The organism is Arthrobacter sp. YAF17 (assembly GCF_052113365.1).
Taxonomy (GTDB): domain Bacteria; phylum Actinomycetota; class Actinomycetes; order Actinomycetales; family Micrococcaceae; genus Arthrobacter.
Map to the genome: position 1 here is coordinate 43,430 of NZ_JBFRDB010000014.1, position 25,509 is coordinate 68,938.

Sequence of the window (25,509 nt, forward strand, 5' to 3'; positions counted from 1 at the left end):
CTGCCGGCGTGGGCCCGACTGCCCTTTTGAGGGGTCATGAGGGCACATACGGAGCACTCGATTGTGGTTACGGCGTCGATCCTCGGGCCGGTGGGTTCGCCTCTGCGCAGGGGCGTTGCTAAGCTGGAATGAAGGCCCCTTCTTTGGGCCTCCGGACGACGGATCAGTACCCGGCACGCGACAAGACTGGCCACAGGAGCAGTCATGTCGTGGTTAATTCTTATTCTTTCGGGCTCGTTGGAAGCCGTCTGGGCCGCAGCCCTGCACCGGACAGCGCAGGCCACGGGCCGCCGCCGGATCGCACCGGCCGCCGTCTTCCTCGTCTCAGTGCTCGCCAGCACCGGCGGGCTCGCCGTCGCGATGCAGTCCATTCCGACCGGAACCGCCTACGCCGTCTGGGTGGGCGTCGGCGTCGTGCTGACCTCCGCCTACGCCATGGTCAGCAAAGTCGAGCCCGCGACGGCGGGGCGGATCCTGCTCCTCGGCGGGATCGTCGCCTGCGTGGCCGGCCTGAAGCTGGTGGCGTAACCATGGCCGCGAACCGCACGCCGATACCGGCAACCAAGGCCCCGGCAACCAAAGCGCCGGCCACCACGCTGGCCTGGCTCATCCTGCTCGCATCCGCCGTACTGGAGGCGGTCTGGGCCACGGCCTTGGGCCTCTCCGACGGCTTCACCCGTCCGCTGCCCACCCTCGTCTTTGCGCTGACCGCGACCCTGAGCATGGCCGGGCTGGGTCTGGCCGTGAAAAGCATCCCGCTCGGCACGGCCTACGCCGTCTGGGTGGGGATCGGCGCGGCGCTGACGGTCGGCTGGGCGATGGCGACCGGCGTCGAACCGGCAAGCCCGCTCAAATTGCTGTTCATCGCCGGGATTGTTGGCTGCGCGGCGGGTCTGAAGCTCCTGCCGGCGGCGAAATAGGCAACGGAACCGGCGTCGGAGGCCCATCAGCCGCCATTCCCCGCGGAATCTCCCCACCCTTAAGGCAGTACGACGGCGTGTCCCCCGCGGCGCGCCGTCGTACCGGCCGCACAGCATTCAGAGGTGGGGAGATTCTTCCGTCGGGGCCGGAATAGCCGCGCGCACCCCGAGGTTCTTGGCAGGGACCGAACTACCCAAAGCGCGATTGGAGACCAAAGATGACGGCAGCGACAGTCCGGCTCGGCGACGGCCTGATGGTCAGCCCCCTGGGGTTCGGCGGCATGGCCCTGACCCCGGTGTACGGGGACGTGGATCCGGCCGAGGCGCTGCGGACCCTGCATCACGCGGTGGACGCCGGCGCCAGCTTCATCGACACGGCGGACATCTACGGGGGTGGCAGCAACGAGGAGCTGATCGCCAAACTCCTTAAGGAGCGCCGCAGCGAGGTGGAGCTGGCCACCAAGTTCGGGCTGGTGGGCACGCCGGCCACCGGCTACTCCGACATCCGGGGCGACGCCGCCTACGTGCGGGAGGCCGTGGACCGAAGCCTGCGGCGGCTGGGCACCGACACCATCGACCTGTACTACATGCACCGCCGTGACCTCCGCGTTCCGATAGTGGAAACCGTGGAGGCCATGGCGGGGCTGGTGCAGGCCGGCAAGGTGCGGCACCTTGGCCTGTCTGAAGTGACGGCCGAGGAGCTGCGTGAAGCCAGCAGTGTCCACCCGATCGCCGCGGTCCAGAGCGAATGGTCCATCTGGAGCCGCGATGTCGAACGCAGCGTTGTTCCCGCGGCGGCCGAACTCGGGGTGGGTTTTGTGCCCTATTCGCCGCTGGGCCGGGGATTCCTCACCGGCACCGTGGACGCGGCGTCGCTGGGCAGCAACGACTTCCGCCGCAACATCCCGCGTTTCGCCGAAGCGGCGCTGGACGCCAACCAGGGGGTGGTCGCCGCCGTGCAGGCAGTCGCGGCTGAACTTGCCGCTTCCGGGCAGGCTGCAACTCCTGCCCAGGTGGCTCTGGCCTGGCTGCTCGTGCAGGGCCGGAGCCTGGGATTGCCCGTGGTCCCCATCCCCGGCACGCGCAAGGCGGACCGGATTGACGAGAACCTGGGTGCTTTGACGCTCGACTTCACCCCGGCGCAACTGGAGAAGCTCGACGCCGCTGCGGACGCCGTCGTGGGCTCTCGCTCCGCGGACCCAAACTGGGTGTCCCAGGGCCGTGAATAGCGTCTCCGTAGACTGAAGCCCATGGACTCGCTCATTCACTCGTTACGGAACATCACCATCCGCCGGATTTCGGTCAGCGAGATGGACAACAACGTGTATCTGCTCACCGCGAAGGCGTCCGGTGCCCAGCTCCTGATCGATGCGGCCGATGATCTGGCCGCCATCCAGGAACTGCTGTCCGACGCCGCCGCGGATACTTCCGCGGAGCCGAAATTGGCGCTGGTTGCCACCACCCACCAGCACTGGGACCACGTCCGGGCGCTGCCGGGCCTGGTGGAAGCCACCGGCGTGAAGACGGCGGCCGGGACTGATGACGCCCCGGAACTGCCCGTGCCGGTGGATGTTCTGCTGGATCACGGGGACGTCGGCAACTTCGACGGCTTCGACGTGACGGCAGTGCACCTGCGCGGCCACACCCCGGGGTCGATCGCGCTGGTTTACCAGGACCCGGAGGGCCCGGCGCACATTTTCTCCGGCGACTCGCTGTTCCCCGGCGGCGTGGGTAACACGCAGAAGGATCCCGAACGGTTCGCCCAGCTGATCAGCGATGTCAGCGAGCGGTTGTTCGATGTATACCCGGATGACACCGTGGTGCACCCGGGCCACGGGAAGCCCACCACCCTGGGCGCGGAACGCCCGCATCTGGAGGAGTGGCGCGCCCGCGGCTGGTAGCTGGCCGCTGCGCTTTCAGACTGGCGCTACGCTTTCGGACGGACGCTGCGGGAATCCCCGTAGCGTCCGTCCGTTTGTGTAGCGGAAAACCCTGGGGCCACGACCGCCGGGTTCCCTGACCGAGCTTGCGAGGTTAGGGAGCGGTTGGGGATTAGCGGCTGCGGCGTTCGTTCGACGCCGGGGCTGACGCGCGGCGGGGTCCGCCGCTGCGTGCCGGACGGCCCTCGCCGGAACGGCCGTTGCCGCCGCCTGCGTATGAGCCGCCCGAGGTGCCGCCGGTGTTGGAGGACCAGACAGCCGCGCTGCCTCCGGATTTGCTTCCGCCGGACTTCGCACCGGCAGCTGCACGCTGGCCGGTTGCCGGACGGCCGTTACGCTGGCCGCCGGTTGCGCCACCTGTGCGGGGTGCACCGCTGCGGGGGGCGCCGCTGCGGGGAGCCGAAGCGCCCCGGGCGTCGCTACGACCTTCTGCTGCGCGGCCGTCGGAACCGCGGCCGGCCGACGCGCGGCCGCCTGCAGCCGGAACATCGTTGCGGTGGGTGCCGTACGACGTCGAGCGGGCACGGGTGCTGCGGCGCTCGGCGCGCTCGGCATCCTGACGGTCCTCGTTGCGCTCGATGACGCGCTCGGCAGCGTTGCGGGCAGCGGCCTGGCCTTCGTAGGCCACGGCACGGCGCTCGGCCCGCGGAAGGTCGGTGCGGGGAGCTTCGGTTCCGACGCGTCCGCGTCCGCCACGGCCACCCCGGCCACCCGCAGTGGGTGCCGCCTGGGTGGTGCGGCGGGCGCGCTTGCGCTCGGCGTTGGCACCGGTGGAGCTGCCGCCGCCCTGGTTGGACTTGGCTGCCAGCAGCGCGGCGCGGGTGCGCGGATCGATCTTGTCGGCCATTTCGCCGACCAGCTGGGCAACCAGCGGGGAGTTGGCGGTGACGCGCTCGAAGTTAACCTCGACGCCGGCAGCCTTCATGAGCTTCTTGACGTCGGACTGCTGCTCCGGGAGGGTCAGCGTGACCACGGTGCCGTCGGAGCCTGCGCGGGCCGTACGGCCTGAGCGGTGCAGGTATGCCTTGTGCTCCGTGGGCGGATCCACGTGGATGACCAGTTCGACGTCGTCGACGTGAACGCCGCGGGCGGCGACGTCGGTGGCGACCAGGACGCGGACCTCGCCCGAGGAGAACTCGGCCAGGTTGCGGTCACGGGCGTTCTGCGACAGGTTGCCGTGCAGGTCGACGGCGGGGATGCCGGCGTCGGTCAGGGTCTTCGCGAGCTTGCGGGCGTGGTGCTTGGTGCGCAGGAAGAGCACGCGGCGGCCGGCACCCGAGGCGAGCTCGACGATCAGCTGCTTCTTGACGGTCTGGTCGTTGACGACCAGCACGTGGTGTTCCATGGTGGTCACCGCGGCCTGTGATTCGTCCACGGCATGGGTCAGCGGGTTGGACAGGTAACGCTGGACGATCTTGTCCACGCCGTTGTCCAGGGTGGCGGAGAACAGCAGGCGCTGGCCCTGGCTGGGGGTCATGTCCATAAGCTTCTTGACCACCGGGAGGAAGCCGAGGTCGGCCATGTGGTCGGCCTCGTCCAGGACGGTGATCTCGACGCCTTCGAGGGTCAGGATGCGCTGGCGGATCAGGTCCTCCAGGCGGCCCGGGCAGGCGATGACGATGTCGACGCCGGCGCGCAGCGCCTTTTCCTGGCGGGCCTGCGAGATGCCGCCGTAGATGACGGTGGTGTTCAGGCCCATGGCCTTTGCCATCGGCTCGATCGTGGCGTTGATCTGGGTGGCCAGTTCGCGGGTCGGTGCGAGGACCAGGCCCATCGGGCGGCCGGGCTTGCGGAAGTGCTTGGCTTCCCGCTCAGCGAGTCGTGCTACAAGCGGGATGGCGAAAGCAATGGTCTTGCCGGAGCCGGTGCGGCCGCGGCCCAGGACGTCGCGTCCGGCCAGGGTGTCCGGGAGGGTCTTGACCTGGATGGGGAACGGTTCGACGATCCCCTGGGCGGTCAGCGTGTCGGCAAGTGCTTTGGGCGTGCCGAGGGCAGCAAAAGTAGTCATAAGTTTCAAAGGTCTTTCAGGCGGCATCCATGCGGATATCGGCCCCCGGTGCCGGTTGGCCCAGGGGTTCGCCGAAGAAAAGTCAGGTGATCAACCGGCCAGCTGCTGTAAGAAGCGGCGGCCAGGACCAAATAGAACGCGTTCATCGACGCAGGATGTGCCTCTCACATGAAAAAACCCACTCCCTGAGCGGAATCCGAAAGGAATCCAGCAGGGGAACCGGTTGATGAACCGGACCGGTCATTCAAGACCAAAGTGGGCATCACTGCACATCAAGTTCACCCAGTCTATCATCCGGCGGGGCCAGGGCCGCCTTCTCCCCGCTCAGGGCACCAAAGCGGGCGCCTGGAACAGCGGCACGTGCGACGCCGGCCGCACGGCCCCCGGGGCCTTCGCCGGCGGCAGCATAGACGGCTCACTGCCGGCCGCGGCGCCGAACGCTGCGGCCGGGCCGCGCCCGGCGGCCGGAACCGGCACCCGCACTATCACCAAGGCCTCGGTGTCAATCAGACGCCGGGTTCCGGTGCCTTCATCCAGGATCCAGAACAGGTCCGTGTCCGCCACAGTCCGGATTACCTCGCCCCGATGGAAGAGCTTGCCGTTGTGCCACGCTTCAATCTGGTCCCCCACAGACAACTCCCCCATCGATTGAACCTGCTGCGAAACTTCTGCAGTCATGGCCTGCCCCTTCCCCCGATTCGGATTCACCCCAGTGTCATTCCGCTCTCAGGCTTCAGCCTCCACCATGAAGGTTTCGACGGCGTTTCCGTGCGGTGATGTTCTTGTGTCGCCCAGTCCTTGGTTCCGCCGGCAGCCTCCCCCTGCCATGATGTGGAAAACGACCCCACCACCCACACGACCGACGAGGACAACGATGACGGAGCACAATCACCCCGCGGAGACCAGCAGCGCCAGCGCGGCCGAGGTGTGGGACGAGAAATACCGGAGCCGGACAAGGATCTGGAGCGGCGAACCGAATCCGCAGCTGATTGCCGAGGCCTCGTCCCTTCCGCCCGGGACGGCCCTTGACCTGGGCTGCGGCGAGGGTGCCGACGCCATCTGGCTCGCCAGCCGCGGCTGGAAAGTCACCGCCGTCGACGTCTCCACTGTCGCGCTGGAACGGGCCGAAGCGCACGCGCAGGAACGGGGCCAAGGCGGGAACATCACGTGGGTGCGGGAGGATCTCGCCACGTGGGTGCCTGGGGAGCTGTTCGATCTGGTCACGGCCCAGTTCCTGCATTCCACGGTGATGCCCTGGCAGCAGGCCCTCCAGCTGGCCGCCGCCGCGGTGCGGACCGGCGGAACACTGCTGATTGTGGGCCACCACCCCGCGGGGCTGCCGCCGTGGGGGCAGCACCACCATGCGCCGGAGAAGTTCTACACGGCCGAGCAGCTGGCGCGCGAGCTGGGCATTGAGGAGCCCGAGTGGCGCCTCGACGTCGTGGACACCCGGCACCGCAGCGCCACCGGGCCCGACGGCGAAGCTGCCGCCCTCACGGACGCCGTCCTGCGCGCCACCCGCCTCGCCGCCCGCTGACCGCGGCTGATCCGCCGTTTCGACGTCGCCGTCACCGGTGACGTGCCGGTTCGGCGGGAGGCCCCGGCGACCCGCACAGTAGCGGCGAACCCGCGTTCTCCGCCTGTCGGCAGCCTCGACCCTGCCCTGCCCGGGGCACGCCGCCCGCGGAAAACTGTTGCGGGAAATCGACCGGCCGCCGGAGCCATCCGATTCCCGTTCTGCTTCGAATCACCAGCGGAACCCGATCCAACGTGTCCGGAGATGACCGGATCCGCTAAGCACCAGGTCGGCGAACAAGATCGCGACATCGAGTTTTCGCCGGAAAGGCAAGATCATGGCAATGAACGACAAGGCCAACTACACGGTCATCCACCACCTCGGCGCGGCCAAGGAAGGAGCCGGAAAGTTCACCGGCAACGACGAGCTCAAGCGCGAGGGCCAGAATGACCAGACCCAGGCCAGGTTGCAGGAGGCCGTCGAAACGGGTGAAGTACGCGGCGGCTGACATCGGAGTTCAGGACGCAGCTGGCAAGCTCACCCGGGGCTATAGCAAGGACTAGGTAGCGCCCCCGAGCGGATGGTCCGGGCCGGGGAGAAACCCGGCAGGCGAGAGCACCTGAACGTGCGGTCCCGTCGTCGACCTCGCCGGTAGCCCGCGAATTCGCCGGAACTTTCCGGCGACCCCGCACGCTACCGGCGACATCGCGCGTCCCGGCCCCGCGTTTCCCGGATTCAGATATGACATGGGACACTGGACGACAACTGAGGCCATGTCGGTCGACGGTTGTCGACCATGGGAACGCCGGGAAAGGCCGCCGGTCAGCCCGGGCCGGAGCCGCGGCGGTAGACGGACGCCGGCGTCGAAAATTCCCGGTTTCGCGGCGGAGCGGGCCATTTAGCCCTCCGGCCCGGAGGCCCAGCGCGTCCCCCGGGGGCCCCGCCACGGGAAGCTCGACGGCGCTGGGTCGCCGGGCACCGGCGCCGCGGAACCGCCCAAATCCCGCCTCTACGCTTAAACCACACGACAAAGTGTTACCTCCATCACACCTCCGATGGATCCGTGCGGGCCTGCGGCGGAATGCTCTCCGCCCGTGGCCCGCCTGTAACAAGGAAGAAGCCTAATGTCTGAACGCACCACCACGGCTGTCCCGAACATCGCTCAAGAGTCCTCCCCCGGCAGCCAAGGCCAGGAACCGCACCTCGCCCGCGCACTGGGCAACCGCCACATCCAGCTGCTGGCCATCGGCGGTGCGATCGGCACCGGACTGTTCATGGGCTCCGGCAAGACCATCTCGCTGGCCGGCCCGTCCGTCATCTTCGTCTACATGATCATCGGCTTCATGCTGTTCTTCGTCATGCGGGCCATGGGCGAGATCCTGCTCTCCAACCTGAACTACAAGTCCTTCAGCGACTTCGCCGGCGATCTCCTGGGCCCCTGGGCGGGCTTCTTCACGGGCTGGTCCTACTGGTTCTTCTGGGTGGTGACCGGCGTGGCCGACATCGTCGCGATCGCCGGGTACGTGGACAAGCTCGCACCGGGCACTCCCCTGTGGATCCCGGCCCTGATCACTCCCGTGGTGCTGATCCTGCTGAACCTTCCCACGGTCAAGGCCTTTGGCGAGGCCGAATTCTGGTTCGCCATCATCAAGGTGGTGGCCATCCTGGCCCTGATCGGCACCGGCATCGTAATGATCGCCACGAACTTCACCTCCCCCAACGGCGCAGTGGCGAACCTGGCCAACATGTGGAACGACGGCGGCATGTTCCCGCACGGCATGTTCGGCTTCATCCTGGGCTTCCAGATCGCCATCTTCGCCTTCGCCGGCATCGAACTGGTGGGCACCGCGGCGGCAGAAACCAAGGACCCCGAGAAGAACCTGCCGCGGGCCATCAACTCCATCCCCATCCGTGTCCTGCTGTTCTACGTAGGCGCCCTGGTGGTCATCATGGCGGTCAACCCGTGGCGCACCATCGATGCCGCCAGCAGCCCCTTCATCGGCATGTTCACCCTGGCCGGCCTCGGCATCGCCGCGGTGGTCATCAACCTGGTGGTGCTCACCTCCGCGGCCTCCAGCGCCAACTCCGGCATCTACTCCACCTCGCGCATGGTCTACGGCCTGGCCCAGGACGGCAACGCCCCGAAGGCCTTCGGAAAGCTGAGCATCCGCAAGGTTCCGCAGAACGCCCTGCTGTTCTCCTGCATCTTCCTGCTGGCCGGCCTGGTCCTGCTCTACTCGGGCGACTCCGTGATCGGCGCCTTCACCGTGGTCACCTCGGTGGCCTCCGTGCTCACCATGTTCGTCTGGTCCATGATTCTCATCAGCTACATCGTGTTCCGCCGCCGCCGTCCCGAGCTGCACGCGGCCTCCAAGTTCAAGATGCCGGGCTCGGGCTTCATGCCGTACGTGGTGCTCGCCTTCTTCGGCTTCATGCTGGTGGCGCTTGGCCAGGCCGACGACACCCGGCTCGCCCTGCTGGTGGCGCCGCTCTGGTTCCTGATGCTGGGCGGGGCCTGGTACTTCAACCGCCAGACGCCGCTGCAGCAGGCCCGGATTGCGGAATGGAAAGCCATCCGCGACGCCGATTCCGTCCCCGCAGCGGGCTAGGCAAAAACCCGCCACCCGGCGCCCCGAAGGGCACCCGGGCAGGGAGCTCCGGCCGGATCCACCGGCCGGAGCTCCCTTGGTTTAACTCCAGCGCTTCAGGCGCGGAAAACTCGGGCACCGCGGCCGGGCGGCGCCGGCCTTACCGCCGCCCGGAGACCCGCGGGGCAACCACGACGGCGGCGACGCCGATCAACGCCGTCAGGGCGAAGACCCCGCCGAAGGAGGCCACCGCCGTCGGGAACGCCGCAAAAATGATTCCCGTGGTGGCGAGCGACAGCGCCCCGCCAAGCGAATCGGAAATGGACATCGCGGAGCTGTTGAAGCCCTCGTTATCCCTGGTGGACAGGGCCAGGGTCATGACGCTCAGCCGCGCGTACATCACGCCCATGCCGCCACCCGCCACTACCCACGCGGCAATCGCGACGGCGGCCGGCCAGCCCAGGAGCGTGGTCACGAGCACCAGAACGACGGCGCCGAGGACCATGGCAGCCCCGGTCCGAACCGCGCGGCGGTGGTCCAGGCGGGACCCGAGTCTGCCCTGCACCGCGGAGCCGGCGGCCCACGAGACGGCTCCGCCCGTGAGCGCCAGTCCGGCGAAGGTGGGCGAGAAGGAGTACCGCTCCACCAGCAGGTACGGCAGGTAGACCTCGGCGCCGAAGAACGCCGCCGAGGCCAGGCCGCGCGTAAGAATGACGCTGGGGAGGCCCCGGCGGGCCGTCAGGGTTCCCCGCGGCACCAGCGGGCGGACGGCAATGAGGGCCACGACGACGGCGGCCACGGCCACGACTCCGCCCGCCACCGGAAGCCTCGAGGAGAGGTTCAGGCCAAGCACGGCGAGCGCCGCGAGGGCAGCCCAGGCCAGCCTGCCGGAGCCCGTGGACTTGCGGGTGGACATGTCCTTCGGTGCGGCGCCCTCCCGCGTTCCGGCGTCGGGCGTACCGCGCAGCCCGCGCAGGGCGGGAACGATCATCAGCAGGGCCGGCACCACCAGGCCCACCACGCCGAGGAAGACCCAATGCCAGCTGAGCACCTGCGCCACAATGCCGGCGGCGAAGGGTCCCACCAGCGAGGGAATCACCCAGGCCGCGGAAAACGCGGCGAAGATCTTCGGGTGCAGCACGGGCGGATAGACCCGGGCGATCACCACATACAGCGCCACGGTCATGGCGCCGCCGCCCAGGCCCTGGACCAGCCGGCCCGCCACGAGGGCGGGCATGGTCGACGCTGTTCCGGCGATCAGCAGGCCCAGCACAAACATGGCCACGGACGCGTACAGCGGCCCCACCGGGCCGCGCCGGTCCGACCAGTTTCCGGCGGCCACCATGCCGATGACGCCGGTGGCGAGCGGACCGGCGAACGCCAGGGCGTAGTAGGCGGCCCCATCCAGTTCACGGCTGACCAGCGGCATGATCGTGGTCACCGCCAGCGACTCGAAGGCAGCCAGGAACACGAGGGCACAGGCACCCAGGGTCACCAGCAGGTACTCGTGGTGGAAGATGCCGGCTGATTCCAGGGTCGGGGCGGGGGTGGTGCGGGGCAAGGGCGTGGCCTGATCGGTAGTCGTGGACGGATCCGCGGCACCTCAGCTGACATTGAGGTCAGGGCCCGTTGCCGGGCTGAGTTTCCTGGCGGAACCGGGATGTTGGCTTAAGGGGAAGCATGCCACAGCCGGCGGCCGGGACGCAGCCCTTGGCACCGGCGGGGTTCTATACTCGCGGGAAGACCACGGCGACAAGGACGCAATGACGTGACTGAACGAATCGGAATCATCGGTGGCGGGATTGTTGGCATCGCGCTGGCCCGCGCCCTTGCCCAGGCCGGGACGGGTGAGGTCACGGTCTTCGAGAAGGAGCACCGGCTGGCCGCCCACCAGACCGGCCACAACTCGGGCGTCGTCCACGCCGGCCTCTACTACGCCGAGGGCTCGCTGAAAGCGCAGCTATGCGTTGCCGGACGTGCGGCCCTGCGGGACTTCTGCCTGCAGAAGAACCTTCCCTACCGGGAAGTCGGCAAGCTGGTGGTCGCCGTCGACGAGTCCGAGCTGCCTGCCTTGGCCGAAATCGAACGGCGGTCCCGGGCGAACGGCGTGCCCGGCCTGGCCCGGGTCGACGGCGCCGCGCGGCTGCGCGAGATCGAACCGCACGTCGCAGGGGTAGCCGCGGTCCATTCACCGCACACCGCCGTCGTCGATTTCGCGGCGATTACGGAAGCGATGGCCCAGGACGTCCGCACCGCCGGCGGCACGGTCCTGCTGGGGCAGGAGGTGGTTGCGATGGCCGTTGAAGGCGGCACCGTGCGGGTAGGAACCGCCGGGTCCGAGCACGTCTTCGACCGGGTGATTGCCTGCGCCGGCCTGCAGTCCGACGTCGTGGCCCGCCTGGTGGGCGCCGACCCCTCGCCGAGAATCCTCCCGTTCCGGGGCGAATACTGGTCTCTCAGCCGGGAGCGGGACCACCTGGTGCAGGGGATGATCTACCCGGTGCCTGACCCCCGGTTCCCGTTCCTCGGCGTGCACTTCACCCGTGGCGTGTACGACGACGTGCATGTGGGTCCCAACGCCGTCCCGGCGCTCGCCCGCGAGGGCTACGGCTGGCGCTCCGTCTCGGTGAAGGACACCTGGGATTCGCTGCGGTGGCCCGGAGCCGGCCCGCTGGCGAAGAAGCACTGGCGGATGGGCATCGACGAGATCAGCGCGTCGCTCTTCAAACCGGCCTACTACCGCAAGGCCCGGCGCTTCATCCCCGAGCTCACCATGGCGGACCTGACGGCGAAGACAGCCGCGGGCGTCCGGGCCCAGGCCTGGGGCCGCGACGGGTCGCTGCTGGACGACTTCGCGGTGGACCAGATGGGGCCGGTGACGCTGCTGAGGAACGCGCCGTCGCCGGCCGCAACGTCGTGCTTGGCCATCGCGGACTACCTCGTCGAGCAGTATCTGAAGGCCCTGCGCCGCTGAGCCCAGCTGCCGCCAGATTCAGCCGGAGACGGGCTCAACCGCCGACGAAGCGGTTCCGCCCGGCGCGGTAGCCGAACACCGCCGCCAGCAATCCGACGACGAGGAACAGCACCCCGGCCGCCGCGAACGACCCCGTGGCCTGGTGCAGCTGGCCGACCATCAGCGTGCCGGTGGAGCCCACCCCGTAGCCCACGCCCTGCATCATGCCGGACAGGTGCGCGGCGGTGTGCCCGTCCCGGGTGCGGACCATGATCATGGTCAGCGCGACGGCGGTCAGGCTGCCCTGGCCCAGGCCCAGCAGCCCGGTCCACAGCCAGATCAGCTCCAGCGGACCGAAGATACTCAGTGCGAAGCCGCCACCGGTCATCAGCGCCACCACGGTGTTGATGCGGCGCTGGTCCCGGAACCGGGTGGCCAGTGCCGGGGCAAACAGGGACCCCAGCATCTGTAGCACGATCGAGACGGAAACGATCAGCCCGGCCGTGCCGCCGTCGACGCCGCGTTCGCGCAGGATCGGGGCCAGCCAGGCGAAAACGCTGAAGGACATCATCGCCTGCAGCACCATGAAGATGGTCACCTGCCAGGCGACCCCCGAGCGCCACACATTCACGCCGCCGTGCGACAACCGCTGGCGGCCGTGGCGCTGCCGGATGGCCACCGGCAGGAACAGCAGAAGAACAACGCCGGCGGGCAGCGCCCAGAACTGCAACGCCGCGGTCCACTCCCCTGTCGCACTGAAAACGGGGTAGGTGAATCCGGCGCCGAGGGCCGCTGAGGCGCAGATCGCCGTGGTGTACAGGCCGCCCATCAGGCCGAGACGGTGCGGGAAGTCGCGCTTCACCAGGCCGGGCAGCAGCACGTTGCAGAGCGAGATCGCGGCGCCGCAGGTCGCCGTCCCGGCCAGCAGTGCGGGGAGGTGGCCTGCATCGCCCACGTCCAGGGGCCGCAGCAGCAGCCCTGCGGTGAGTGCGGCCATGGCGCCCAGCAGCACGCGCTCGGCCCCGAAACGGCGCGCCAGGACAGGAGCCAGAGGGGCGAAGACGCCCAGCAGCGTCACCGGCACGGTGGTGAGGACCACCACCGCCCAGCCCGGCAGCCCGGCGTCGGCTGTCACCTCCGGAAGAACTGCAGAGAAACTTGAGAACACCGTGCGGAGGTTCAGCCCGATCAGGACAAGGCACACGCCCAGGTATGCCAGCGCGCGGCGGCCGGCGGCCCGGGTGGGTTCCGCTGCGGGGACGTCGTCGATCTCGGCGTCCACCAGCATGCCCCGGCCGTCCTCGATCTCGAGGCCGCCGACGGTGGAGTCCTGGGAGCTCTTCGGTGCAGTCACGGACCCATTCTGGCAGGCTCGTCAGCGCAGGCCGTTGTCAACAGCGGCCCGTCAACAGCAGCCTGCCGGCGGTCCTGTCAGCTTCGGCTCAGGATCAGGTAGCGTTCGTCGCTGATCTCCTTCCCCCACAGCGCCGGGTCTGTCAGCGGGACGACGTCGGCGTCGCGGCGGTGCCTGAGAACCAGTTCCCGGCACTCCGCCGAGGAAATGCCGGCCCCCGTGCCCCACAGCCCTTCCACCAGGATCATGGTTCCGGGTCCGCGCAGGAGCCGCGTCCAACGGCCAAGCGCGGCGTCCGGATCCGGCAGCGCCCACAGCACGTGACGGGCCAGGACGACGTCGCAGCCCGCCGGCGGGTACGGCGGTTCCGAGGCGTCACCCCGCAGGAACTCAACAGCTGCCGGAGCCCGGGCGCCCGCGGCGTTGGCCGCCTCGGCTGCCTTTACCCGCGCCGCCTCCACCATCTGTGCGGACAGGTCCAGGCCCCGGACGCGGTGGCCCGCCTCCGCCAGCAGGATGGACAGGCTGCCGGTCCCGCAACCCAAATCGGCCACTTCGCTGGCGGGCACGGGAATGAGCGGCAGAATCAGCTCCGCCCAGGCACGGCGGACGCCCGGATCCAGCAGGCCATGGTCGGCCTCCCGATCGAAGTCCGCCGCCTGCCCGTCCCAGTATTCGCGTATCGCGTCCGTCATGCGGACAGTCTGCCACGGACCCCGGACTGGAACGCGTGCCCACGGTCCCACCGGCCCGACGGTGGAACTCCACTATTCTGGAAGGGATGAGTGAAACCCCAGAATCCCCCGAAACGCCGCAGCCACCGCGCCCGGTGACCCCCGGCAGCCAGGCCTCCTTCGGCACCTACGGCGGCCGCCCGGTCAGCTTCGTCCGGCGCGGCACCAGGCTGCAGGGCCGCCGGCAGGCTGCGTGGGAGGAGCATTCCGACCGGTGGGCCGTCGAGGTCCCCCGCCACATCGCCAACACGTCCGTGCACCCGGACTACGTCTTCGACGCCGAAGCCGAGTTCGGCCGCAAGGCGCCACTGATCGTGGAGATCGGTTCCGGGCTCGGCGACGCCGTCTGCCACGCGGCCGAGGAGAACCCGGACACGGACTTCCTTGCCGTTGAGGTCTACACCCCGGGGCTGGCGAACACCCTCATCAAGATCAACAGCCGCGGCCTGAGCAACGTCCGCGTCGTGGAGGCGAACGCCCCCGAGGTGCTCGCCACCATGCTGCCGGCCGGTTCCGTGACGGAGCTGTGGGTGTTCTTCCCGGACCCTTGGCACAAGTCCCGGCACCACAAGCGGCGCCTCATCCAGCCGGCGTTCGCCGAACTGGCCTCGCGGGCCCTCAAGCCCGGCGGCCTCTGGCGCATCGCGACGGACTGGTCCAACTACGCCGTGCACGTGCGGGAGGTCCTGGCCGGCTCCCCCGACTTCGAGAACCTGCACGACGGCGAGCGCAGCGGCCCGGAGAGCCCCCTCACCAAGGTGTGGGAATCCGGCGTCGAATCCCTCGTGGGCGGCGCCCCCGTCAAGGAGGGCCGCGCCCCAGTGAGCACCGAACACACCGGCCCGAACGAGGGCACCGACGAGACCGGCGGCTGGGCGCCGCGGTTCGACGGCCGGATCCTGACGAGTTTCGAGAACAAGGCGCACGAGGCGGGCCGGCTGATCTTCGACCTCAGCTACCGGCGCCGGTAGCTCGGGTCGAGGCGGCCCGCCGGCCGTGTCCGAACCCTCTGCTGTCGCCACTCAGTATCCGGATTCCCGGGTGCTGTTCCCCGGCGGCTCCCCGTGGCACGATTGCGGAAGAAGCAAGAACCGGGCGGACCAGAAGCCCGGCAGAACCACCGAGCCAGTTGAGGAATCCGCCATCAAAAAAGAAATGAAAACCGCCGCGGACACGGCGGAAGAGATCACCAACTCCCGTGCGCTGGAGGTCGTGGCCCGTGCCGGTTTCGCTGTGAGCGGCATCCTGCACCTCCTCATCGGCGTGGTCGCGATCCGGCTCGCCATGGGCGGGGAAGGAAAGGCCGATGTCAGCGGAGCCGTTCAGCAGCTCGCCAGCCAGCCGGCCGGCCCGCTGTTGCTGTGGACGTCGTTCGCGGCGTGCGTGGCCCTCGCCATCTGGCAGACCAGTGACGCCATTTTCGACTTCGAGCACCTGCCGGCCAAGAAGAAGCTGGCAAAGAAGCTCAAAGCCGCGCTCCAGGCCGTCGTCTATGCCGGGCTCGCCATCACTCTGTTCTCGTTCGCCAACGGCGCCGGTTCTGACCAAAGCAGCTCCACGAGCGACCTCACTGCGTCCGTGCTGAAAGCCCCCGGCGGCTACGCCCTCCTGCTCGCCATCGGCGCAGCCGTGGCGATCACCGGGATCGTGTACGCCATCCGGGGCTTCCGCCAGTCGTTCGCCGAACACCTCCGCCTCCCGGCCTCGCAACGGGCGCGGACTGCGGTGACGGTCCTGGGAGTCGTGGGCTATGCGGCCAAAGGCATCGCCCTGCTCCTCGTGGGGCTGCTCGTCATTATCGCCACCGTGAAGGCGCACCCCGAGGAGTCAACCGGGGTCGACGGCGGGTTGAAAGCCCTCCGCGACCAGCCCTTCGGCGTGTACATGCTGGCCGCCGTCGGCGTGGGCCTGATCTGCTACGGCATCTTCATGATGGTGCGGGCGAAACTCGCCAAGATGTAACGCCCGCCGTGAGACGCCCGGACGCGGAAACCGGGCCTTTGTGATCATTTGTTGCAAAACGTGTCGTAATTATTGGGAAATCGAAGATTCTGCAGGAAAGTAGGTGTTGCCTCCACCGGAAACGGTCGCGGCAACGAGAAACGACCTTCTTTACGAATTACTAACCATCCAGATCGGCTGAGAGACCTGGCTCGATGACGCCGTAGCAACCACCTTCGGGCACGGTGCTAATGCCAGGACCGATGGATATTGCCACGATCCCAGGTTCCACCACCCTGCGCCCTGCGGCGGCCGGCGTGTGTGGGGCCTGCGATTCTGGAGTTCCTCGGTCATGACCGAGAGGATCCCCGATGGGTACCAATGAATCACGCACGGCAACGACCAACGCGAAGGCCAGACGCCGCCCCCTGCGTTTGCTGACCCTGATGGGGGCGGCGGCCCTGGCCCTGAGCGCCTGCGGCGCCAACCCGGCCGGCACCGCGGCCTCGCAGGTCCAGGACGGAACCCCGGTGCAGGGCGGAACCTTCGTCTTCGCCGAGGTCACCCCGATCAACAACTTCCAGACCCAGGCGGCGCGCTTCTACGAAAAGGCGAACGTCCTGAACAGCGTCTTGGACCGGCTGACTTACTTCGATGCCAAGAAGGGCGAGCTCGTCCCCTGGATCGCGAGCAAGTTCACCGCGAGCGAGGATCAGACCAAGTTCACCTTCACGATCCGCCCGGGAGTGACCTTCAGCGATGGAACACCGCTGGACGCCAAGGCGGTCCAGGCCAACTTCGACGCACTGGGGAAGGGCATCGAGAGTGCGAAGATCCAGCCGAACGTTGATTTCTCCACTTACCAGTCCTCCCGGGTCATCGGCGAGGATCAGGTGGAGGTCACGCTGTCCTCCCCAGACGCCAACTTCCTGCGCGCCACGTCCTCCGTCACCGCCGGACTCGTCTCGCCGAAGACCCTGACCCTGGACAACGCCGGCCAGTCGGCCATCGCGAAAATCTCTGGTTCGGGTCCCTTCACCTTCGAATCAGAGAAGGCCGACGAGGAAATCGTCCTGGCTAAGCGTTCCGACTACGCCTGGGCACCGGAAGGCGCCGCCAACCAGGGTGCCGCCTATCTGGACAAGGTCGTCGTGAAGTACCTGCCGGAAGTGGCGCACCGTGCGGGCGCCGTGCAGACCGGCCAGGTTGACCTGGTCCGCGGCCTGCAGCCGGCCGACGAAACTGCCCTTGCCGGGAGCGGCAACCAGGTCCTGCCGGCCAAGGGCATTGACCTGACGGCCAACATGGCGGCGGTGCGGATCGGCAGCGGCAAACTTGCGGACGCGAAGGTCCGCCAGGCATTGCAGCTGGGCATCGACCGGCCGACGCTGAAGGACACGGTGCTGTCCGACAGCTACGAACTGGCCGGCTCCGTCCTGAACCGTGAAGCGCCTGACTTTACTGATCTCTCCGCGGACCTGGCCTACAACCCGGAGAAGTCGAAGAGCCTGCTGGAGGAGGCCGGCTGGGCGGTCGGCTCCGACGGCATCCGCGCCAAAGACGGCCAGAAGCTTGAGGTCACCGTCACGTCGTCGAACAACTCAGTGGTCATCAAACCCGCTTTCGAACTGATCGAGCAGCAGTGGCGCAAGATCGGCGTGAAGCTGGTCAACCGCGCGGCGGACAACGCCTTCCTGGCGACTGCCATGAAGGATCCCAACGTGGAATTCTTTGGAACCCGGCAGTTTGCCTACGGCGGCCTGGGGCCAGTCTTCGGCCCGGTCACCAACACGCAGACGTTGAATGCGGACCAGCAGCTCAATGAACTCTTCGCTAAGGAACACGCCGCCACCAGCCCCGCAGCGCACAAGCAGCTCGTCGCCGACGAACAGCGCGCGCTGGTTGTGGACCAGGCGTTGGCTCTTGTGCTCTGGGACGAAGTCCAGGTTTACGGCGCCAACGCGAAGGCGCATGTCGACTTCACCTCCGGTACCGCGCCGATTTTCCAGGGTGCCTGGAAGACCGGCAAGTAGGCCATCATGGGCCTCTACTTTGCGCGGCGCCTCGGGCAGGCGCTGCTTGTCATCTGGCTGGCGTACACGCTCGTCTTCCTGGCAGTCCAGCTGCTGCCCAGCGATCCGGTCACGATCTTCCTCTCGGCGGACGCTGCGGCGGACCAGGCAACGATTGATGCCATGAAAGCCCAATACGGCTACGACCAGCCGCTGCTGGTGCAGTATTTCGGCCAGCTTGGGCAGCTGCTGGGTGGGGACGTCGGGTACTCCCTGGCCTCCGGGCAGTCGGTGGCGACCCGCATCGGCGCGGTGGCCGGGTCCACCCTGGCGCTGGCCTCCAGCGCCTTCGTGTTGGCCGTCGTCCTCGCGGTGGCCCTCGTGGCCTCGGCCACGTTGAGCCGGTCGGCGGCGCTGAAGCGATTCATCACCAATCTCCCGCCGCTGTTCGCAGCGGTTCCGGTGTTCTGGCTCGGGCTCGTGCTGCTGCAGCTGCTGTCCATCCAGCTCGGCGTGATGTCCCTGTTCCCGGACGGTTCCTTTGCGTCGCTGGCAGTTCCCGTCCTTGTCCTGGCCCTGCACGTTTCCGCCCCGATCGCGCAGGTACTGCTCAAGAGCATCACGAAAGTCTATGAGCAACCGTTTGTCGACGTGCTGCGGGCCAAGGGCGCGTCCCCCGCATGGATCTTCTACCGCCACGTCCTGAAGAATGCGGCGGGTCCGGCAATGACCATTGCCGGTATCACGGTGGGAACCCTGCTCGCCGGTTCCGTGATCACGGAGACCGTGTTCGCCCGCTCCGGCCTCGGCTCGGTGGTCCTTCAGGCCGTCACCGTCCAGGATGTCCCGCTGGTCCAGGGCCTGGTCCTGCTGACGGCGTCGGCGTTCGTTGCAGTGAACCTGATCGTCGACCTGCTGTATCCGCTGCTGGATCCCCGCATCCTCAAGAGCAGTGCCCACGGCTCGCCAAGAGCACTGACTGCCTGAGACAGAACGGAGAACCTTGTGAGCATCGAGCTACTACGAACGGACCCTGTCGCTGAGGTGGCCTTGCCGCCCGCCGGTGGCGGCACCGTCCCGCGCGGCCCGGGAAAGCGCCAGGGAAACATCCTGCGCTCGGCGGGCCTGTGGCTGACCGTCATTCCGCTGCTGATCGTCCTGGGGTGGGCATTCCTGCCGGGCCTTTTCAGCTCCTTCGACCCCATCAGTGGCATTCCGAAACAGAAATTCCAGCCGCCAAGTGCCGGGCACTGGTTCGGAACCGACCACCTGGGCCGGGACGTCTACTCGAGGGTCGTCCACGGCACCTCGCAGACCCTGCTCACAGCAGGGCTCGCTGTCCTGATCGGTTTCGTGGTGGGAACGGCGTTGGGCCTGTTTGCCGCGACGGCGGGCCGGGCCGCCGATGCGGGCACCATGCGCCTCGTGGACGTGCTTTTGGCCGTGCCGGGGTTCCTGATCTCCCTCATCATTGTGACCGCGTTCGCGCCGGGACCAATCTCGCTCGGCGTCGGTGTGGGCATCGCCTCGATTGCCTCGTTCGCCCGTGTGGTGCGCTCGGAAGTTCTCCGCGTCCGCAACCTGGACTACGTGGAGGCCGCTTTCCTCAACGGGGGATCCTACTGGTCCGTCGTCTGGAAGCATGTCCTGCCGAACTCCTGCGGCCCGGTCCTTGCCCTGCTGGCAGTCGACCTTGGCGCTGCCATTCTCGCAATTTCCGGGCTTGGCTTCCTCGGCTTCGGTGCCCCTCCCCCCACGCCGGAGTGGGGTCTGCTGATCTCCGAGGGCCGGCAGTACCTCGCCGGAGCATGGTGGATGACAAGCCTGCCGGGCCTGGTCATCGTGCTGACGGTGGTGCTCTTGGCCGGTCTCGGACGCCAACTTCTCAAGATCTTCCGGTTCTAGTCAGGAGCCCCATGACTCTCAATGCAGCAAACCCCATCGCCGAACCCGGGCCTCTCCTTGAGGTGCGCGGACTGCAGGTCGAATACGGCCGCGGCCCAGGGGCCATCGTGGCCGCAGATTCACTCGACCTGGTCCTCAAACCAGGTGAGATCGTCGCCGTCGTTGGCGAATCCGGTTCCGGCAAGAGCACGCTCGCCAAGTCGATCATCGGCCTTCTCCCCGAAGCAGGCGGGATCTCTGCCGGAACCATTGTGTTCGACGGAATTGAGCTGACCGGACTTTCCGAACGCGCAATGGAGAAAATCCGTGGACGCAGGATCGGCATGGTTCCGCAGGATCCCGGCGGCTCGCTGGACCCGGTGAAGACGGTCGGATCCCAAGTGGCCGAGGTCTTCCGGCTGCACCCGGAGGAAGGCAAGCGCTCTAAAAGCGAGATCCGGGCGGAGGTCATCCGGCTCTTCGAACTGGTGGGCATCGACCGGCCGGCGGAGCGGCTGAAACAGTACCCTCACGAGCTCTCCGGCGGACTCAAGCAACGGGTCCTGATCGCAATCGCCTTCAGCCTGGGACCGAAGCTGCTGATTGCCGACGAGCCGACCTCCGCGCTGGACGTCACGGTGCAGCGGCGGGTGCTCGAGGTCTTCAGCAAGCTGGCGCGGGACCAGGGGACGGCCGTCATCTTCGTGACCCATGACCTGGCCGTCGCCACCGACCTGGCCGATCGGATCGTGGTGATGCGGCAGGGCAGGATCCTAGAAGACCGTCCCGTCGCCGACATCCTGGCGGAGCCGGAGGACGACTACACACTCAGGCTGCTGCGCGAGGCCTCTCCGGCCGCCCCGAAAACCGGCCTGGCCGCAGCGGCTACGGACCGCGACAAGCCCGATGCGGCGATCGAAGTCCGCGGACTCACCAAAGTCTTCGGCAAGCGCGGGGCTGAACACCGCGCGGTGGATGACATCAGTTTTGCAGTGCGCCAAGGAACCACCTTCGCCCTGGTGGGCGAGTCAGGGTCGGGCAAGTCCACCACAGCCCGCATGATCATGCGGCTGCTGGACCCGACGTCAGGCACCGTGAAGATCCACGGGAACGATGTCACGTCAACCGAGGGCAAAGACAAACGGGAGCTGTGGCGCTCCCTGCAGCTGGTGTACCAAAATCCGGATTCGGCCCTCGATCCGAGGCTCACCGTGCGGGACATCGTCGCCGAGCCCCTGGTGAATTTCCGCGTCGGGTCGCGGCTGGAACGTCGCGCCCGGGTTGCCGAACTCCTTGACCAGGTGAACCTCCCCGCACGGGTCGCCGGCAGCAGGACCAAGGAGCTGTCCGGCGGCCAGCGCCAGCGCGTGGCGATCGCCCGGGCCCTCGCCCTGGGCGCCCGCACCATCGTCTTGGACGAGGCCCTCTCCGCCCTGGACGTCCTGACGCAGGCCCAGATCCTGCTCCTGCTCGAAGACCTGCAGCGCGACCTGGGACTGTCCTACCTGTTCATTTCCCACGACCTGCACGTTGTTGAACGCTTCGCCCACGACGTCGGTGTGATGAGCCGGGGCCAGCTGCGCGAAGTCGGCCCGACTGCGCAGGTCTTCTCTAATCCGCAAAGCGAATACACCAGCCTGTTGCTCAATTCCAACCCCGGCCACCGCCTGCGCGAACTCGTCGCGGCGACCAGCCACTAAGAACATCAGTACCCGTTCAACGTTAGGAACATGATGACTGTCCCGACAGAAGTAAGAGAACTCAGCGGGGAGGCCCGCTACGCGGAGTTGTCCGCCCGCTTCCAGGATGTCTTCGCGCGGATCGCGGAAGGTGCCCTGGAACGCGAGTCCAGCCGCGTCCTTCCGTTCGAGCCCGTCGCCTGGCTGAAGGAAAGCGGCTTCACCACCATCCGGGTCCCCGCCGAGCATGGCGGGGAGCCCGTCAGCTATGAGCACCTGAGCCGGCTGCTGATCGAACTCGCCGCCGCGGACTCCAACGTTTCACACCTGCTGCGCTCACACTTCTCGTTCGTGGAAACGATTGCCCTGCAGCCGGTCGAGTTCCGCAACCGCTGGTTCCCCCGGGTCCTGGCCGGGGAGATCTTCGGCAACGCTGCGACGGAACGCTCCGGCAACGCGCTGGGCACCACCCAGACCAAGCTGCGCGAGGAAGGGGGCCGCTGGCTGCTGAAGGGCGAAAAGTACTACACAACCGGCAGCATCTTCGCCGACTGGGTCGTGGTCATGGCGAGCACGGAGGGCCGTGAGGGCCGCCAGTACGCCTTGGTCCGTGTGGACGACCCCAAAGTCACGATCCTCGACGACTGGGACGGGTTCGGGCAGCCGCTCACCGGCACCGGAACGGCCATCTTTGAGGACGTGGAGGTCGACGCCGGGGACATCATCCAGCGCAAGGTCACCAGCACGCTGGAACCGGCTTTCTTCCAGCTCGTTCTGCTGGCCGTGCTCGTCGGAATCGGCCAGGCGGCGCTTCGCGACGCCAGCACGCTGGTCCGCGAGCGCACCCGCACCTTCAATACCGGATCAGGTTCACTGTTCCGGAACGATCCGCTGATTCAGGAACGCGTTGGCCAGATCGCCGCCGGCGTCTACGCCGCCCGGTCCGTCGTGGTGGCGGCCGCACGCGATCTGGATGCCGCCGTCGACCCTTCCCTCGGACTTGAGGCGGAGGCCGCCTTCGTCCGGGCCGAGCTCGGGGTGCAGCAGGCCCATGTGACGGTCCCGGGTCTGGTCCTGGCCGCCGCCAATGAGCTGTTCGATGTTACCGGCGCTTCGTCGACCAGCCGGGGCAAGGGGCTTGACCGGCACTGGCGCAACGCCCGGACGGTGGCCACCCACAACCCGGCTGTGTTCAAGGCGCGCTCCGTCGGCGATTACCACATCAACGGCACCATTCCCACGGGCCTGCACAGCATCGGCGACGCGGTCCAGGCAACCACGCAGATCCAGGGGAGTGATTCCTGATGGGAACCTTTGACGAACGTCCCCGGCTGCTCCTGAGCGCTTTCGTGATGAACACAACCACCCACATCCTGGGCGGTCAGTGGCGGCATCCGGAGGCGCAGCAGCACCGCTTCAACGAGCTGCAGCTGTGGGTCGACCTGGCCCGCGAGCTGGAGGAGGCAAAGTTCGATGCGATGTTCTTCGCCGACGTCGTGGGGCTGTACGGCGACCACGAGGGCGGCTGGGCCTCGTTGGTGGAGCGGGGGCTTCAGGTCCCTTCGAACGATCCGCTGGTGCTCTGCTCCGCGCTGGCCGCCGTGACCAAGGATATTGGCCTGGCCATGACGAGCTCGGTGATCCAGTCGGATCCGTTCCAGCTGGCCCGTCAACTGTCGACCCTGGACCATATTTCCAATGGACGTGTCGCCTGGAACATCGTGACCAGTGTGCTGGAGAACTCCCACCGGAACTTCGGCAACGCCGGGCTCACTCCGCACGACGACCGGTACGACTGGGCCGAGGAATACACCGAGGCTGTCTACAAGCTATGGGAGGGTTCCTGGGACGACGACGGCCTGCTGGCCGACAAGGTCCGCGGCATCCACGCGGACCCGGCCAAGGTCCACAAGATCAACCACCGCGGGTCCCGTTACTCCATTGACGGCCCGCACCTTGTCGCGCCCAGCCCGCAGCGCACCCCCTTCCTGTTCCAGGCGGGGAGCTCCTCCCGCGGCAAGAAATTCGCCGCAGAGAACGCGGAGGCAACGTTCCTCTTTGCGCCCAACGTTGACTACGTCAAGAAGCAAACCGCCTCCATCCGGGCCCTCGAAGCCGCCGCCGGCCGGGCCGCCGGCGACGTCAAGATCTTCGGCGGACTGTCCTTCGTGATCGGCAGCACCGAGGCGGAGGTCGACCGCAAGCAGGCCGAATACGACGAGTACTTGGACCTCCACACGATCATCGCGCATATCGGCGGCGGGATCGGCGTCGATTTCGGTGGTCTCCCGCTCGATACTCCGCTAGGCGAGATCGAGACCGAGGGCGCCCAGGGCGTTCTTCAGGCAGCCATTGCGTCCGTGCCCGGCGGCAAGCCGACCATTGGCGACCTGGCGCGGTACCGGGCCAAGGCCCAGCAGATCGCCGGCACGCCGGAACAGATCGTGGACGAACTGGAACGGTGGCAGGATGCCGGGATCGATGGTGTGAACATCATCAACCAGATCATCCCCGGGTCCTACACCGACTTCATCCAGGGCGTGCTGCCCGAGTTGCAGCGCCGCGGCCTGGCCCAGACGGAGTACGCGCCGGGCACCCTGCGTGAGAAGGTCTTCGGCCGTGGCCCGAAGCTCGAGCCGACCCACCCCGCAACCCGGTACCGCGGTGCCTTCAGCGAGCTGTCGGCAGCAGCAACAGTGAAGGCGAACGGCCTGGCTCCGGTGCGGGCTTAGCCGGATACTGCCCCGGGCACCAAGGGAGCGGACGGCTGCGACCACGTTCGTGCGGTCGCGGTCGCCGCTAGCCGTGGGGGACGGCGATGACGGCCATGGTCTGTTGCTGCCCGTCCCGCATCTCGACGCTGGCGATATTAGTCAGCTGTAGGGGCGTGGCCCCGGTGATCCTGACCCTGCCGCTGGGCGTGGCCGTCCACGCGCAGGCGCGCTCTTCGCCGCCGCCGCTGTCCTTCACCCACAGTGAAAGCGTGCCGTCCACCGGCAGGCTCCGGCCCTCGACCGCGAGCTCGGTGCCCCACGTCTTCTTGACCATGCCCACCGTGAACTGCAGCCCGTCGCCGGCCTGGACGGAGTAGCTGGCGTCCGGCTTGGGCGGCGGGTTGACCAGCGGCGCGGCCAGGATCCCGAGGGCGAGGCACGCCGCCGCCGCCGCCGCCACGGCGGCGGTCCACCGGAGCCGGACCTTCCGGCGCCGCGTGGACAGCTCGTCGAGCAGCCGCCGCGGCACGGCAGCCGGCGCGGGAACCGACGGCACCGGTTCCCGCCCGGCCGCCGTGCCGAGGGCGACGGCGTCGGACACCGGGAGCGCGTCCAGCAGCGCCGGGAGGCTGGCCAGTTCGTCCAGCTCCTGCCGGCAATCCGTGCAACGGGCCAAGTGCTGCTCAAAGGCGGCGGCCTCGTCAGGCTCCAGGCCGCCCAGCAGATAGGCGCCGAGCAGTTGGTGCGGGTCAGTAGCACTCACCGTTGCACCCCCATTTCATCAAGGATTGTCCGGAGGGCCCGTACGGCGTAGAACGCCCGGGACTTCACTGTTCCACTCGGGATATTCAAACTGACCGATGCCTCCTGGACGGTATAGCGGCGGTAATGCAGGGCCACCAGGACGTTGCGGTGCTCCGCGCTGAGCCGCAGCAACGCCTCTTCCATCAGGACCCGGTTGAGGAGTTCGTCGACGCGTTCCGCGCCGCCGGCCGGGTCGGCCAGATCCCGGTCCGTCGTCTCGCGGGGCCGGCGCTGGGCCTTGCGGTAGTTGTCGATCATGATGTTGCGGGCGGTCCGGAACAGGTAGCTCCGCATGCTTCCGGTGATGTGCGGGGCCTGCTGCCAGACCCGCAGCACGGTCTCCTGCACAATGTCGTCCGCAAGTTGAGGGTCCCGGCAGGCGCTAAGGACGAAGCCCCTGAGCGCTGCTCCGTGGTCGCGGTAAATCGCAGCCACCACGTCTTCGTCCAGCGGCATGACCGT

The 25,509-nt window shown here is 67.9% G+C and carries 23 protein-coding genes and 2 riboswitches; of the genes, 16 read left to right on the top strand and 7 right to left on the bottom strand.

The window, feature by feature from the left end; translation table 11 throughout:
* Nucleotides 1-129 precede the first annotated feature (129 nt).
* A riboswitch (guanidine-III (ykkC-III) riboswitch) is annotated at nt 130-195 on the top strand.
* Between the two features lie 9 nt (nt 196-204).
* The 4 genes from AB4Y67_RS12725 (at nt 205) to AB4Y67_RS12740 (ending at nt 2,821) form a co-directional block, all read left to right on the top strand.
* Nucleotides 205-528 (top strand): DMT family transporter, encoded by a 324-nt coding sequence (locus tag AB4Y67_RS12725; RefSeq protein WP_441406143.1) that lies wholly within the window; start codon nt 205-207, stop codon nt 526-528.
* 2 nt (nt 529-530) lie between these two features.
* Complete coding sequence (locus AB4Y67_RS12730) at nt 531-920, top strand: DMT family transporter (RefSeq protein WP_441406144.1); 390 nt, start codon at nt 531-533, stop codon at nt 918-920.
* Nucleotides 921-1,138: 218 nt separating this feature from the next.
* Complete coding sequence (locus AB4Y67_RS12735; RefSeq protein WP_441406145.1) at nt 1,139-2,149, top strand: aldo/keto reductase; 1,011 nt, start codon at nt 1,139-1,141, stop codon at nt 2,147-2,149.
* A gap of 21 nt (nt 2,150-2,170) precedes the next feature.
* On the top strand, nt 2,171-2,821 hold the full coding sequence (locus AB4Y67_RS12740) for an MBL fold metallo-hydrolase (protein ID WP_441406146.1): 651 nt from the start codon (nt 2,171-2,173) through the stop codon (nt 2,819-2,821).
* 151 nt (nt 2,822-2,972) lie between these two features.
* Here AB4Y67_RS12740 and AB4Y67_RS12745 read toward each other — a convergent pair whose 3' ends face one another.
* Both AB4Y67_RS12745 and AB4Y67_RS12750 read right to left on the bottom strand, forming a co-directional pair.
* Entirely contained in the window at nt 2,973-4,868 is a 1,896-nt protein-coding gene (locus tag AB4Y67_RS12745; RefSeq protein ID WP_441406147.1) for a DEAD/DEAH box helicase, read from the bottom strand.
* Nucleotides 4,869-5,192: 324 nt separating this feature from the next.
* Nucleotides 5,193-5,546 carry a hypothetical protein gene (locus AB4Y67_RS12750; protein ID WP_441406148.1) on the bottom strand — a complete coding sequence of 118 codons (354 nt, stop codon included), beginning with the start codon at nt 5,544-5,546 and terminating at the stop codon, nt 5,193-5,195.
* Between the two features lie 196 nt (nt 5,547-5,742).
* Here AB4Y67_RS12750 and AB4Y67_RS12755 point away from each other — a divergent pair, with 196 nt between their 5' ends.
* The 3 genes from AB4Y67_RS12755 (at nt 5,743) to AB4Y67_RS12765 (ending at nt 8,993) form a co-directional block, all read left to right on the top strand.
* Nucleotides 5,743-6,405 carry an SAM-dependent methyltransferase gene (locus tag AB4Y67_RS12755; RefSeq protein ID WP_441406149.1) on the top strand — a complete coding sequence of 221 codons (663 nt, stop codon included), beginning with the start codon at nt 5,743-5,745 and terminating at the stop codon, nt 6,403-6,405.
* Between the two features lie 316 nt (nt 6,406-6,721).
* Entirely contained in the window at nt 6,722-6,892 is a 171-nt protein-coding gene (locus AB4Y67_RS12760; RefSeq protein WP_441406150.1) for a CsbD family protein, read from the top strand.
* 616 nt (nt 6,893-7,508) lie between these two features.
* A complete protein-coding gene (locus tag AB4Y67_RS12765) occupies nt 7,509-8,993 on the top strand; it encodes an amino acid permease (protein WP_441406151.1) in 1,485 nt (494 codons plus the stop codon).
* Between the two features lie 139 nt (nt 8,994-9,132).
* Here the strand turns inward: AB4Y67_RS12765 and AB4Y67_RS12770 are convergent, their stop codons facing one another.
* On the bottom strand, nt 9,133-10,533 hold the full coding sequence (locus AB4Y67_RS12770; protein WP_441406152.1) for an MFS transporter: 1,401 nt from the start codon (nt 10,531-10,533) through the stop codon (nt 9,133-9,135).
* 207 nt (nt 10,534-10,740) lie between these two features.
* Between AB4Y67_RS12770 and lhgO the strand changes: the two genes are divergently transcribed.
* Nucleotides 10,741-11,946, top strand: coding sequence for an L-2-hydroxyglutarate oxidase (gene lhgO / locus AB4Y67_RS12775; protein ID WP_441406153.1), 1,206 nt, complete (start codon nt 10,741-10,743; stop codon nt 11,944-11,946).
* Between the two features lie 34 nt (nt 11,947-11,980).
* On the opposite strand, the gene AB4Y67_RS12780 is transcribed toward lhgO, so the two are convergent.
* The gene (locus AB4Y67_RS12780) at nt 11,981-13,213 is read right to left on the bottom strand and encodes an MFS transporter (protein ID WP_441406264.1); all 1,233 of its coding nucleotides are present in this window, start codon (nt 13,211-13,213) and stop codon (nt 11,981-11,983) included.
* 143 nt (nt 13,214-13,356) lie between these two features.
* Nucleotides 13,357-13,974: a class I SAM-dependent methyltransferase gene (locus AB4Y67_RS12785; protein WP_441406154.1), complete on the bottom strand. Its 618-nt coding sequence runs from the start codon at nt 13,972-13,974 to the stop codon at nt 13,357-13,359.
* Nucleotides 13,975-14,060: 86 nt separating this feature from the next.
* On the opposite strand from AB4Y67_RS12785, the gene trmB reads away from it, so the two are divergent.
* The 8 genes from trmB to AB4Y67_RS12825 all read left to right on the top strand — a co-directional run bounded on the left by trmB (nt 14,061) and on the right by AB4Y67_RS12825 (nt 24,261).
* Complete coding sequence (trmB, locus tag AB4Y67_RS12790; protein ID WP_441406155.1) at nt 14,061-14,984, top strand: tRNA (guanosine(46)-N7)-methyltransferase TrmB; 924 nt, start codon at nt 14,061-14,063, stop codon at nt 14,982-14,984.
* 184 nt (nt 14,985-15,168) lie between these two features.
* Entirely contained in the window at nt 15,169-15,975 is an 807-nt protein-coding gene (locus AB4Y67_RS12795) for a DUF1206 domain-containing protein (RefSeq protein WP_441406156.1), read from the top strand.
* Nucleotides 15,976-16,136: 161 nt separating this feature from the next.
* A riboswitch (SAM riboswitch) is annotated at nt 16,137-16,224 on the top strand.
* A gap of 101 nt (nt 16,225-16,325) precedes the next feature.
* The gene (locus AB4Y67_RS12800; protein ID WP_441406157.1) at nt 16,326-17,987 is read left to right on the top strand and encodes an ABC transporter substrate-binding protein; all 1,662 of its coding nucleotides are present in this window, start codon (nt 16,326-16,328) and stop codon (nt 17,985-17,987) included.
* Nucleotides 17,988-17,993: 6 nt separating this feature from the next.
* Nucleotides 17,994-18,953: an ABC transporter permease gene (locus AB4Y67_RS12805; RefSeq protein WP_441406158.1), complete on the top strand. Its 960-nt coding sequence runs from the start codon at nt 17,994-17,996 to the stop codon at nt 18,951-18,953.
* A gap of 18 nt (nt 18,954-18,971) precedes the next feature.
* Nucleotides 18,972-19,871 (top strand): ABC transporter permease, encoded by a 900-nt coding sequence (locus tag AB4Y67_RS12810; RefSeq protein ID WP_441406159.1) that lies wholly within the window; start codon nt 18,972-18,974, stop codon nt 19,869-19,871.
* 11 nt (nt 19,872-19,882) lie between these two features.
* Nucleotides 19,883-21,550 (top strand): ABC transporter ATP-binding protein, encoded by a 1,668-nt coding sequence (locus AB4Y67_RS12815; protein ID WP_441406160.1) that lies wholly within the window; start codon nt 19,883-19,885, stop codon nt 21,548-21,550.
* Between the two features lie 33 nt (nt 21,551-21,583).
* A complete protein-coding gene (locus AB4Y67_RS12820; RefSeq protein WP_441406161.1) occupies nt 21,584-22,834 on the top strand; it encodes an acyl-CoA dehydrogenase family protein in 1,251 nt (416 codons plus the stop codon).
* Nucleotides 22,834-24,261: an NtaA/DmoA family FMN-dependent monooxygenase gene (locus tag AB4Y67_RS12825; RefSeq protein ID WP_441406162.1), complete on the top strand. Its 1,428-nt coding sequence runs from the start codon at nt 22,834-22,836 to the stop codon at nt 24,259-24,261. Before AB4Y67_RS12820 ends, AB4Y67_RS12825 begins: the two co-directional genes overlap by 1 nt.
* Nucleotides 24,262-24,328: 67 nt before the next feature.
* Here the strand turns inward: AB4Y67_RS12825 and AB4Y67_RS12830 are convergent, their stop codons facing one another.
* Together AB4Y67_RS12830 and AB4Y67_RS12835 are read right to left on the bottom strand one after the other, a co-directional pair.
* The gene (locus AB4Y67_RS12830) at nt 24,329-25,006 is read right to left on the bottom strand and encodes an anti-sigma factor family protein (RefSeq protein WP_441406163.1); all 678 of its coding nucleotides are present in this window, start codon (nt 25,004-25,006) and stop codon (nt 24,329-24,331) included.
* On the bottom strand, nt 25,003-25,503 hold the full coding sequence (locus tag AB4Y67_RS12835) for a sigma-70 family RNA polymerase sigma factor (RefSeq protein WP_441406164.1): 501 nt from the start codon (nt 25,501-25,503) through the stop codon (nt 25,003-25,005). Before AB4Y67_RS12835 ends, AB4Y67_RS12830 begins: the two co-directional genes overlap by 4 nt.
* Nucleotides 25,504-25,509 lie beyond the last annotated feature (6 nt).

What these genes read in the sequence shown, in the direction of transcription:
- AB4Y67_RS12780 (WP_441406264.1), bottom strand. Translation starts at nt 13,213, where the DNA reads ATGCTGGTGGACGCCGAGATCGACGACGTCCCCGCAGCGGAACCCACC.
- AB4Y67_RS12800 (WP_441406157.1), top strand. Translation starts at nt 16,326, where the DNA reads ATGGGTACCAATGAATCACGCACGGCAACGACCAACGCGAAGGCCAGA.
- trmB (WP_441406155.1), top strand. Translation starts at nt 14,061, where the DNA reads ATGAGTGAAACCCCAGAATCCCCCGAAACGCCGCAGCCACCGCGCCCG.
- AB4Y67_RS12760 (WP_441406150.1), top strand. Translation starts at nt 6,722, where the DNA reads ATGGCAATGAACGACAAGGCCAACTACACGGTCATCCACCACCTCGGC.
- AB4Y67_RS12740 (WP_441406146.1), top strand. Translation starts at nt 2,171, where the DNA reads ATGGACTCGCTCATTCACTCGTTACGGAACATCACCATCCGCCGGATT.
- AB4Y67_RS12725 (WP_441406143.1), top strand. Translation starts at nt 205, where the DNA reads ATGTCGTGGTTAATTCTTATTCTTTCGGGCTCGTTGGAAGCCGTCTGG.
- AB4Y67_RS12755 (WP_441406149.1), top strand. Translation starts at nt 5,743, where the DNA reads ATGACGGAGCACAATCACCCCGCGGAGACCAGCAGCGCCAGCGCGGCC.
- AB4Y67_RS12820 (WP_441406161.1), top strand. Translation starts at nt 21,584, where the DNA reads ATGACTGTCCCGACAGAAGTAAGAGAACTCAGCGGGGAGGCCCGCTAC.
- AB4Y67_RS12765 (WP_441406151.1), top strand. Translation starts at nt 7,509, where the DNA reads ATGTCTGAACGCACCACCACGGCTGTCCCGAACATCGCTCAAGAGTCC.
- AB4Y67_RS12835 (WP_441406164.1), bottom strand. Translation starts at nt 25,503, where the DNA reads ATGCCGCTGGACGAAGACGTGGTGGCTGCGATTTACCGCGACCACGGA.
- AB4Y67_RS12815 (WP_441406160.1), top strand. Translation starts at nt 19,883, where the DNA reads ATGACTCTCAATGCAGCAAACCCCATCGCCGAACCCGGGCCTCTCCTT.
- AB4Y67_RS12785 (WP_441406154.1), bottom strand. Translation starts at nt 13,974, where the DNA reads ATGACGGACGCGATACGCGAATACTGGGACGGGCAGGCGGCGGACTTC.
- AB4Y67_RS12730 (WP_441406144.1), top strand. Translation starts at nt 531, where the DNA reads ATGGCCGCGAACCGCACGCCGATACCGGCAACCAAGGCCCCGGCAACC.
- AB4Y67_RS12825 (WP_441406162.1), top strand. Translation starts at nt 22,834, where the DNA reads ATGGGAACCTTTGACGAACGTCCCCGGCTGCTCCTGAGCGCTTTCGTG.
- AB4Y67_RS12805 (WP_441406158.1), top strand. Translation starts at nt 17,994, where the DNA reads ATGGGCCTCTACTTTGCGCGGCGCCTCGGGCAGGCGCTGCTTGTCATC.
- AB4Y67_RS12735 (WP_441406145.1), top strand. Translation starts at nt 1,139, where the DNA reads ATGACGGCAGCGACAGTCCGGCTCGGCGACGGCCTGATGGTCAGCCCC.
- AB4Y67_RS12795 (WP_441406156.1), top strand. Translation starts at nt 15,169, where the DNA reads ATGAAAACCGCCGCGGACACGGCGGAAGAGATCACCAACTCCCGTGCG.
- AB4Y67_RS12750 (WP_441406148.1), bottom strand. Translation starts at nt 5,546, where the DNA reads ATGACTGCAGAAGTTTCGCAGCAGGTTCAATCGATGGGGGAGTTGTCT.
- AB4Y67_RS12745 (WP_441406147.1), bottom strand. Translation starts at nt 4,868, where the DNA reads ATGACTACTTTTGCTGCCCTCGGCACGCCCAAAGCACTTGCCGACACG.